Source organism: Frankia tisae (assembly GCF_025403405.1).
Classification (GTDB): Bacteria; Actinomycetota; Actinomycetes; order Frankiales; family Frankiaceae; genus Frankia; species Frankia tisai.
Map to the genome: position 1 here is coordinate 1 of NZ_JANEZT010000296.1, position 8674 is coordinate 8674.

The window sequence follows — 8674 nt, forward strand, 5'->3', positions numbered from 1 at the left end:
CGCCAGCGGCCACCGCGCCCCCGGCCCCGTTGCGCCTGCTCACGTTCAACGCCCAGCACGCTGCACCCGACCGGGCCCGCCGCCAGGCCGCCTGGCTCGCCCAGCGGCGCGGCGCGGACCTCGTCGTCCTCACCGAAGTCGGCTCCGGACCCGGCGGACGCGCCCTCCTCGACGCGCTCGCCCAGCACGGCTACCCCCACCTGCACGCACCGCGACCGGGCGGCGCCGACTACAGCACGGTCCTGGCCTCCCGCAGCACACCGCTCGAACCCGTGCCGACCGGCATCGGGTTCCTCCCGCACCGCGCCCCCGCCGCGGAGATCTGGGTCGGCGGCCGGCGGATCAGGCTGCTCGGCCTCTACGTGCCCTCCCGCGGGCCGCAGCACCGCCGCAACGAGAACAAGCGTGCCTTCCAACACGCCGTCACCCAGGCGCTGCCCGGGTTCCTCGCCGGGTTCGACGGCCCGGTCATCGTGACCGGTGACCTCAACGTCGTCGAACCAGGCCACGTCCCGCACTACCCCGTCTTCGGCCGGTGGGAGTACGACTTCTACCGCTCCTTCGCCGACGCCGGTCTCATCGACGCCTACCGGGCCCAGCACCCCGCCGCACCCGGCCACAGCTGGTTCGGCCGCGGGGGAAACGGCTACCGGTTCGACCACACGTTCATCACCACTGCGCACCGGCCGTCTGTGACCGCCTGCGACTACCTGCACGCTCCTCGCCACGCCGGCCTCAGTGACCACGCCGCCATGCACCTCACCCTCACCGGCTGACCTCGACCCGTTCAAACCACGGGCTCGACGACGAAGAAATCACCTCGGCTGGCCGAGTATTCGCAGGCCACAGCCCTATCGCGCAGCGAACTAGATGTTCACTGCGCGTGGAATCTCCCCCTCGGCGAATCCGGGCATTCTGTGATCCGTCCGGTCGCTCGCACCCCCCGAGTGAGCGGCCGGACGCCTCCCGCCATCTCCGACGCGGCTGCCGCCGGCAGGCGGAATCGGCACCTCACATTCACAATCACGAGATGGATTGGATCTATGCCTCCGCACGATGAGATGGCTCCGCACCGCCTGGGTCTGCTGGACCAGCGGATGAGGAGCATGGCGCCGGACTTCCTGGTGGACCGGGTGCTGGTCCACTACAAGCTGATCGGTCTGACGGACGAAACGATCCGCCAGCTGCTCGACCTCGCTGGCGAGTACCGGCAGGAGAGGACGGCGGCCGAGGACGCGTTCGCGTTGCTCGGACACAAGGTCAGCCCGGTGGCGACGCCGTTGGGTCCCGAGCAGGCCGCCGAACGCCGCGAGCACTTCGCCCGCCGGGCGGCGTTGTTCGCCGAGGACGACATGCGCGCCGAGACCTACTACGACCGGGTGAGGACGATCCTGGGCGAGCAGGGGTGGGCGGCCCTGCTGGGCGTGTACCTCGACGAGGTGACCGCACGGCTGCACCGGCTCGGCCCGGCGCTGGCCGCCGCGGTCGCACCCGCGTTCCAGCTGCTGGCCGAGGACCCCGAGGGGGTCCACCGGCCGGTCGACCCCTACGACGACGAGCTGACGGGCGCCCTTCCCGCGCTCGTCTGACCGGCACACGGCGTCGCTTTTCGCCGGGTGCAGCGGCGCCGGACGTGCCCACACCTCCGCGCCGCCCACGCCCACTCCCGCATCGGCGTTCCCCGGTCGCTGGAGCACTGCTCTAGCAGTGGGCTGGGCTGCTCTTCCCAGGACCGCCTCCGGCCAGCCCCCCACCGAGACCACGTAGGCCCCGCGAAGCTCATCCCCGACCGGCCCGCGGTCCAGGCCGGAGCCCTCCACCCACGACCAGAAAGAAATCATGGACGAGTCCACCGCCGTGAAATCCACCGCCGCCAAACAGCCCACGGACCTGAACGTCGACCAGGCGCACACGGCGCGGATCTACGACTACTTCCTCGATGGGAAGGACAATTTCCCGGCTGATCGGGAGGCGGCCGAGGAGATCCTGGCCGCGGAGCCCGGCGCGAAGGTGATGGCGTGGACGAACAGGGCCTTCCTCGCCCGCACCACCAGGTGGCTCGCCGGGGAGGTCGGGGTCCGCCAGTTTCTGGACGTCGGTACGGGCATCCCGACGTCGCCGAACCTGCATGAGATCGCCCAGGGCATCGCCCCGGAGGCCCGGGTCGTCTATGTGGATAACGATCCGATCGTGCTCGTGCACGCCCGCGCGCTGCTGACCAGCACACCGCAGGGGCGGACGGCCTACCTCGACGCCGACCTGCGGGACCCATCGATGATCATCAACGCTGCCGAGCTGCGTGAGACTCTCGATCTGGAGAAGCCGGTCGCGCTGTCCCTCAACGCGATCCTGCACTTCGTCGTCGACGACGACGACGTGGCGGGCATCGTCGCGGGGCTTGTCGCCGGGTTGCCGACCCGCAGCTACCTGGTGCTGTCCCACATCACCCCCGAGATGAATCCCGCCACGGCAGAGCAGGTCACCCGCCGATACGAGGCCGCAGGAATTCCCCTGAAGGCACGTACGGCCGAGCAGATCTCGGGGATCATCACGGCGGCGGGCTGCACCCTGGTGGAGCCGGGCGTGGTGCCGATCGCCCTGTGGCGTCCGGAGGAGGAGCCGGACGCCGAGCAGCGGGCGGTGTGGCTGCTCGGCGCGGTGGCCCGCGTCTCGTGAGCCTGCTGGCCGTGGAGCATGACACCGGGGTGTCGCCTCAGGTTCTCGGTGCGGCGCAGGTCGGTCCCGGGGACCGGGTCGTCGTGCTGGGCACCAGCGCCGACGGGGGGATGCTGACTCGGACGGCCCTGTCGCTGGTCGGGTCGTCCGGGGTGGTTGTTGCGGTCGGGCTTGATCCCGTGCTGCGCCGGCTGCGGTTCGCCCCGGGCACCGGGAGCCTTCAGGGGATCTGGCCGATCCCGGTCGGCTTCCCCTGCGCGAGGGCTCGGTGACCGCGGTCGTCGGGCACGGTGTGGCCGGGGTGGCGGGCCTGCCCGCGGTGCTGGCCGACGCGGGCCGCGTTCTGGTTCCGGGTGGACGGTTCGCTCTGGCGGAGCCGTTGCACCATGCCCGCCGGTACGACGATGCGCTGCCCGGCCTCACCGCACACGAGCAGTGGCAGATCGACACCGCGCTGGGGCAGGCGACTCCCGCGCATGCCCGGCACGCGGTGGACGATCTCGTGACCGCCTCCCACCTCGGCCACCTGGGTCTGGAGATCGACCGGGGCGATCTCGCTCCGACGACCACAACCCTTCGTGATCATGATGCTGTCGCGGTCCACCTGCACACGCCGCCGGTGCCGGCAGGTCCGAACCCGCTTGAGGCCGTCCGCGGACAGCTCGGGGAGCTGCTGGCCGGCCGTTACGAGACGGCATGCCATCAGCTTCTCGACGACCGGGGCACGGTGACGATCAGAACGCCCACGGTGTACCTGTCGGCGCGGCGCGCACGCGCAGGCCGGCGATGATCAGGACACGGCGGGACGTCCTGCGCGGGCCGGGCGCGGTGGCACGGGTCTACGGCGTGGTCCGGCGTTTCCTCGTCCGCCTCGGTGCGGGTAAGGACGTGGACGCCTACGTGCGGGTTGACTTCAACTTCCCCGAAATCGACGGCGCCAGGTGGGTGCCCCCGGAAGCTTTTCCGGGTGGTGTTCCGCCTGAGGGAACCCGTGTGAAGGTCGGGGATGGTGAAGGCAGTCACGCGTACGCCGTGGTCCTCGGACCCCAAGTACATCTCCGGGTCGACATGGCGACCTTCACGTCGGAGGGATCAGATGAAACAACCCCGGGTTGATCCACATAACCATTCGAGAAAATCCGATGGGACCGAGGATCCAGCGGAGCTGGTGAAGCTGGCAGACGAGGAAAATCTGATCCTGGGTCTGACGGATCACGATACGTTCGAGGGTATTCCCGACGCGGCTGCGGCGCTGCGACCGGGGCAGATCCTGATCCCGGGAGTGGAGATCTCCACGTCCGTCGAGGTGGACGGCGTGAGGGGCACGCAGCACCTGCTCGGCTATTTCTGCGACCCGGAAAACCGGGCGCTGGCCGACGCGCTCGGTCGCACCCGGGACAGCCGCGACACCCGGGCGCAGAAGATGGTCGGGAAGCTGGCGGCGGGCGGCCACACCATCTCCTGGGATGAGGTGGTCGCGGAGGCGGCCGGTGTGGTCGGTAAACCGCACATCGCGACGGTGCTGGTCAGGAACGGGGTGGTGACGAGCCGCGCGGAGGCGTACTCCGCCGACTGGCTCGGCGATGGCAGCCCGTATCACGTGCCCAAGGAGCAACCCGACCTCGCAACGGCCCTGTCCCTCGTGCGCGGGGCGGGGGGCGTTGCGGTCCTCGCGCATCCGCGGAGGACCGAGCGGCGTCCACCGCTCTCGGCGGCGGACATCGCGGCGTTGGCCGACGCCGGGCTGGCGGGCATCGAGGTTTTCCACCCCAACCACACGGATGCCGACCGGGCGGAGCTCCTCGCGATCGCGAAACGCCTCGGTCTGATCGTCACGGGGTCCAGCGACTCCCACGGCGACAACAAGCCGCAGCGTCTCGGGGCCGAAACGACGGCGTTCGCGGAGTTCCAGCGGCTACTCGACGTCGCCGCCGCTCCCGGCACGCCGCTGATCATCGGCTGATCGGCGTGCCACGGGGGGCAGGACGGCGGCGGGACGATCTGCCGGAACGAGTACGCAGGGAGATCGAGGCACGGTCGCGGTCGAGCTGGGTGTATGGGCTTCCTCTTCGTCAGCCTGACTTTCATCGTGATCATGCCGCATGTCCTGTGACGGCCCGCCGGCGGGCCGGGCCGGTGCGGCGCCCAGCGGGTGTTCCGCCTGCTGCCCCTGCGGGCGGAACACCACCGGCCAACCACATCCGGTGAAGAGGACTCGACGATGAGGAGGAGATCGGGATGGTGGGGATGACCGTCGTGCCCGCGTGGGACGGCCGCTTCCTCGGCCTGCTCCCGCCCGCCGCCCGCGCGGCTATGGTCACCCTCGGCGACGAGCACCGGGCCGAACCCGGCACGGTGATCCTGTGGCAGGACCAGCCCGTGGACTGCCTGGCCCTGCTCCTCTCCGGGTGGACAAAGAGCGCGGCGATCAGCCCTTCCGGGCGGCTGGCGATCCAGAACCTGCACCATCCCGGGGACCTCATCGTTCAGCCGGCAGGGGCACCCAGGGCCGCGACGGTGACCGCCGGCGACCCCACGACGCTGCGCCTAATCGCCCATGACGACCTTGCCGCGGTCCTGGCCACCTACCCGCAGACCGCCGCGGCGTTCCGCCACGCCGCCTGCGCACGGCGGCAGGCCGCGCTGCGCGCCCGGCGGACGGACAGCGCCGTGCCGGTGGCGATCCGGACGGCGCGACTGCTGGTCAATCTGCATGCCGCGTTCGGGGCCGGCCAGGACCCGGCCGCCCCGGTGGAGATCCCACTCGGGCACCGGGAGATCGCCGCGATGCTGGCCGCATCCCTGTCCACCGTGCAGCCCCTGCTGACCGACCTGCGCACCAGCGGCCACCTGACGATCCTCGCCCGTGGCCGCATGGCCGTCACCGATCTCGCGGCACTCCACAGCCTGGCCGGACCCGCCGAACCGCCGGCCCCGGCCGAGCGGTGCGCCTCGGGGACCGACCCGTCCTGCCTGGCCTGCGGAGAAGGCCGATGATCCCCTGCTCGCGGCCGGGCCGCCGAGGGCCTCACGTGGAGCATCGTGCGGCCCAGCTCGCCCTCGCCCTCGCCGCGGCCACAGCGGCAACGCCGGTTACTCTCACCCGCGCGCAGGAGCAGGCGTTTCGGGCCCAGACCCGCAGGGTGGGCCTGATCGGCGCCTGGTATGCCGCCACGGACGCCCAGTTGCACCGTGCGGATCGGTGGGCGGCGGCCGGCACAGGCGGCGCTGCGCGGTGCTGGCTGCCGCACCCCTCGCCTCGGGCTCGCCCTGGTCAGGAGACGCGATGATCCCCTCACCTGGCGCGAGGTCCGCTGCGAGGGTGCAGGGGCTGGACCGTGTACCGGTCGGGCGGCTACGCGCAGCTCTGGCGTGGGCGCACCAGCGGGTCGGCACGGGCACGTTCCCCGCCACCCTGCTCGCGGATCGTTGCCAGGTGACAGTCGAGGAAGCGGGCAGCCTGCTCGATGTCCTCGCCTTGCTCGGCCTGGTCGACCGCTACCGCACGCCCAGCGACGCCTGGGTGTACGCCTGCGGGCCGCTGCTCGCCGCAGCGCCGACCGCGGACACCGTGCTACGCCCGCAGGAGACGATTCTGCCGCGGGAGATGTGGGCAGCGATGGCCGACGCGCACGCCCGCACCGGCATGGCGTCGACGGAGACGATCGCCGAGTTCCTCGACGCCCCGGCCGGCCGGGTTGATCGGATCGATGTGGCGGTGCGGCTCGCGACGCTGGGGGTACGCGGCCTGCTCGCTGCCGGCCCGGACAGAGGTGCGGCGCACCGCCAGTGGCAGATGACCGCTCACGGGACCAGCTGGGGCCGCGAGCTGCTGTCACGAGGGTTGACCGACAGCGAGGTGTGGACGGTGCTCGGCGCCGACTCTCCCGACGTCGACATCGACCTGATCACCGCGGCCCGCCGCCTGGGTGTCGGGCTGGCCCGCCTGGAAGGCTGGGTGGATCGGCAGACCCGCACCGGTCGCTTCGCCCGGGTCGGCTCGGAGCTGCGGCTCACCGACTCCGGGCGGGAGGCGATCAGCGCCGTCGGGTGGAAAGGCCCCGAACGGTGAGACGGCGCCGCGGCCGAAGGACTGGCCCCTTCCACTGCCTGGGGACGGAGCCGGGGCGCGGCACGCGGGGTGGTGCCCGCGTGCCGCGCCCACACCCCGCACAGGCGGCGGACGTCCGGCACGGCCCGTGAGCCGTCTCCTGGTGCAGGGGATCGAGCACGTGGCCGTCGGAACCCTGCGGACGACGGTGGTCTGGGCACAGGCCCGCACCGCACGCGCGGGCGTGTTCCCCGCCAACCTGATCGCCGATCATGTTCCTGTGCCGGCGGACGAGGTGGGCCGCTGGCTGAACATCCTCGCCACCGTCCGGCTGCTCTCCCGCTACCAGACGGTCAACCGCACCTTGATGTACGCCTGCCAGCCCCCACTGGCCGCACCCGCCCCGGACGGGGTGCGCCCGCTCGACACCGTCTCACCGCGGGAGTGGTGGGCGGCGGTACAGGCGGCACAGCTCCCGCGCGGCACGGCCCACGGAACGGAGATCGCCGCCCTGCTCGACGCCGAGGCCGGCATGGTCGACCGGGTGGACGTCCTGCTGAAACTCGCCGCGCTGGCCGCCGCCGGCCTGCTTCAGCTCCATCCCGCCGCTGACGGGTGGCACTGGCAAATGATCGCCACCGTGAGGCTAACGGGACAGGCACAGTGACCCAGGTGGACCGCGGGGCGGGGACGTTCCTGCGGACGAGTCCGTCGTCTTCGCCCCGAGTGGTTCATCGAGGCCCGCCGGTCGAACCCAAGCGCCGTCACGGCGGCTGACCGGCCTGGCGCGCTCACCACCGGTCAGGTGGGCCGGCCAGAGGGTCTGGAGCGCAGCCAGGCCGCGATGCCCGTATCAGCATTGTGTCCCGCCCACCGTGACAGCTCGACGGGAACGATGCACGCCCCGCACCCCCTGATCGGGCTATCCCAGCGAGTGATCTGCATAGCCCGGACAGGGGGCTACTTCTAGCCCTATTGAGTCATTTCTCGCTGGGATGCCGGTCGGACTGCGAAGTTAGAACGCCGGGATTCGCTGTGGCGGGGGTAGTCCTAGATAGAGGGGTTTCTCCCTTCCGGGGCGGGTTGGCCGTCCATTGGGATGGCCGGCGAGGTGGGCACTGTGGAGGTCCGGGCTCGTACAGCGGGACAGCGCCGCCGGGCTCGGCTGCGGTTCGCTGGTATCAGCGTCGTGGCCGCTGCCGTGACCTTCCTCGCTGGCTGCGGTGCGGATGGTGGTTCGACGCCCGCTCCGGCTCCCAGTGGCGGAGCCGTCTCCTCGCCCCCGCATACGGGCGGATCGCCGAGCCCGAAGCCGACATCGCCGGCGGACATCGCGCGGCAGGACGCGGTCGCCGCGTACGTGGGGATGTGGAAGGCCGACGCGCAGGCCAGTCACACCTCGGACTGGCAGGCGACGTATCTGTCGCGCTATGCCTCGGGCGATGCTTTGCAGGTACTGACCGGTGATCTGTACGCCGACCATCTCAATGGGCTGGTTGCGAAGGGTGAGCCGGTGAACCACCCGCGGGTGACATCGGTGAACCCGCCCGGCGCGCCGACCTCGGTGAGGATCGAGGATTGCGCGGACAGTCGGAACTGGTTGCAATACAGGACCGACGGCTCGCTTCTGGATGACACTCCCGGGGGAATGCGCCGGATTCTGGCCGAGGCTCGACTGCACACCGACGGGCTGTGGCGCGTCACCCAGTTCGGAGTCGGAGACCTGGCATCATGCTGATGCGTAGGACTCTTTTTGTTGCTGCCGTGACGGCGACGCTGGCCGGCGTATTCACCGTGCCCGCTTTCGCTGGCGACAAGTTCGGCGGAACCGACTGTTCTCAGAATCCGCACCCGGGCTGCCAGCTTTTCGCGGGCGACCTCGGAACGGCCCCCGCCCCCGCCCCAGTGCCGGGTGGCGGTCCTACATTCGTAGGTGGAGGGGGCGAT

At 71.1% G+C, this 8674-nt stretch carries 11 protein-coding genes; all 11 read left to right on the forward strand.

Going from position 1 to position 8674, the window contains the following annotated elements; genetic code table 11:
- Positions 1-776, forward strand: a 776-nt coding sequence (locus NBZ85_RS23140; RefSeq protein WP_261562576.1) for an endonuclease/exonuclease/phosphatase family protein, incomplete at its 5' end; no start/stop codon positions are given.
- A gap of 267 nt (positions 777-1043) precedes the next feature.
- Positions 1044-1589, forward strand: coding sequence for a hypothetical protein (locus tag NBZ85_RS23145; protein WP_261562577.1), 546 nt, complete (start codon positions 1044-1046; stop codon positions 1587-1589).
- A gap of 250 nt (positions 1590-1839) precedes the next feature.
- On the forward strand, positions 1840-2676 hold the full coding sequence (locus NBZ85_RS23150) for an SAM-dependent methyltransferase (protein ID WP_261562578.1): 837 nt from the start codon (positions 1840-1842) through the stop codon (positions 2674-2676).
- Positions 2673-2948, forward strand: a complete 276-nt coding sequence (locus NBZ85_RS23155; protein WP_256790377.1) for a hypothetical protein — start codon at positions 2673-2675, stop codon at positions 2946-2948. Before NBZ85_RS23150 ends, NBZ85_RS23155 begins: the two co-directional genes overlap by 4 nt.
- On the forward strand, positions 2945-3466 hold the full coding sequence (locus NBZ85_RS23160; protein ID WP_055752533.1) for a hypothetical protein: 522 nt from the start codon (positions 2945-2947) through the stop codon (positions 3464-3466). Before NBZ85_RS23155 ends, NBZ85_RS23160 begins: the two co-directional genes overlap by 4 nt.
- A gap of 378 nt (positions 3467-3844) precedes the next feature.
- The gene (locus NBZ85_RS23165; protein ID WP_261562579.1) at positions 3845-4639 is read left to right on the forward strand and encodes a PHP domain-containing protein; all 795 of its coding nucleotides are present in this window, start codon (positions 3845-3847) and stop codon (positions 4637-4639) included.
- Between the two features lie 275 nt (positions 4640-4914).
- Positions 4915-5673 (forward strand): Crp/Fnr family transcriptional regulator, encoded by a 759-nt coding sequence (locus NBZ85_RS23170; protein ID WP_055752531.1) that lies wholly within the window; start codon positions 4915-4917, stop codon positions 5671-5673.
- 35 nt (positions 5674-5708) lie between these two features.
- Complete coding sequence (locus tag NBZ85_RS23175) at positions 5709-5966, forward strand: hypothetical protein (protein ID WP_261562580.1); 258 nt, start codon at positions 5709-5711, stop codon at positions 5964-5966.
- Positions 5967-5998: 32 nt separating this feature from the next.
- Complete coding sequence (locus tag NBZ85_RS23180; protein WP_261562581.1) at positions 5999-6748, forward strand: hypothetical protein; 750 nt, start codon at positions 5999-6001, stop codon at positions 6746-6748.
- Positions 6749-6875: 127 nt separating this feature from the next.
- Positions 6876-7394 carry a hypothetical protein gene (locus NBZ85_RS23185; protein WP_055752528.1) on the forward strand — a complete coding sequence of 173 codons (519 nt, stop codon included), beginning with the start codon at positions 6876-6878 and terminating at the stop codon, positions 7392-7394.
- Positions 7395-7928: 534 nt separating this feature from the next.
- Positions 7929-8465, forward strand: coding sequence for a hypothetical protein (locus NBZ85_RS23190; protein WP_235490724.1), 537 nt, complete (start codon positions 7929-7931; stop codon positions 8463-8465).
- The last annotated feature ends 209 nt before the right edge of the window (positions 8466-8674 follow it).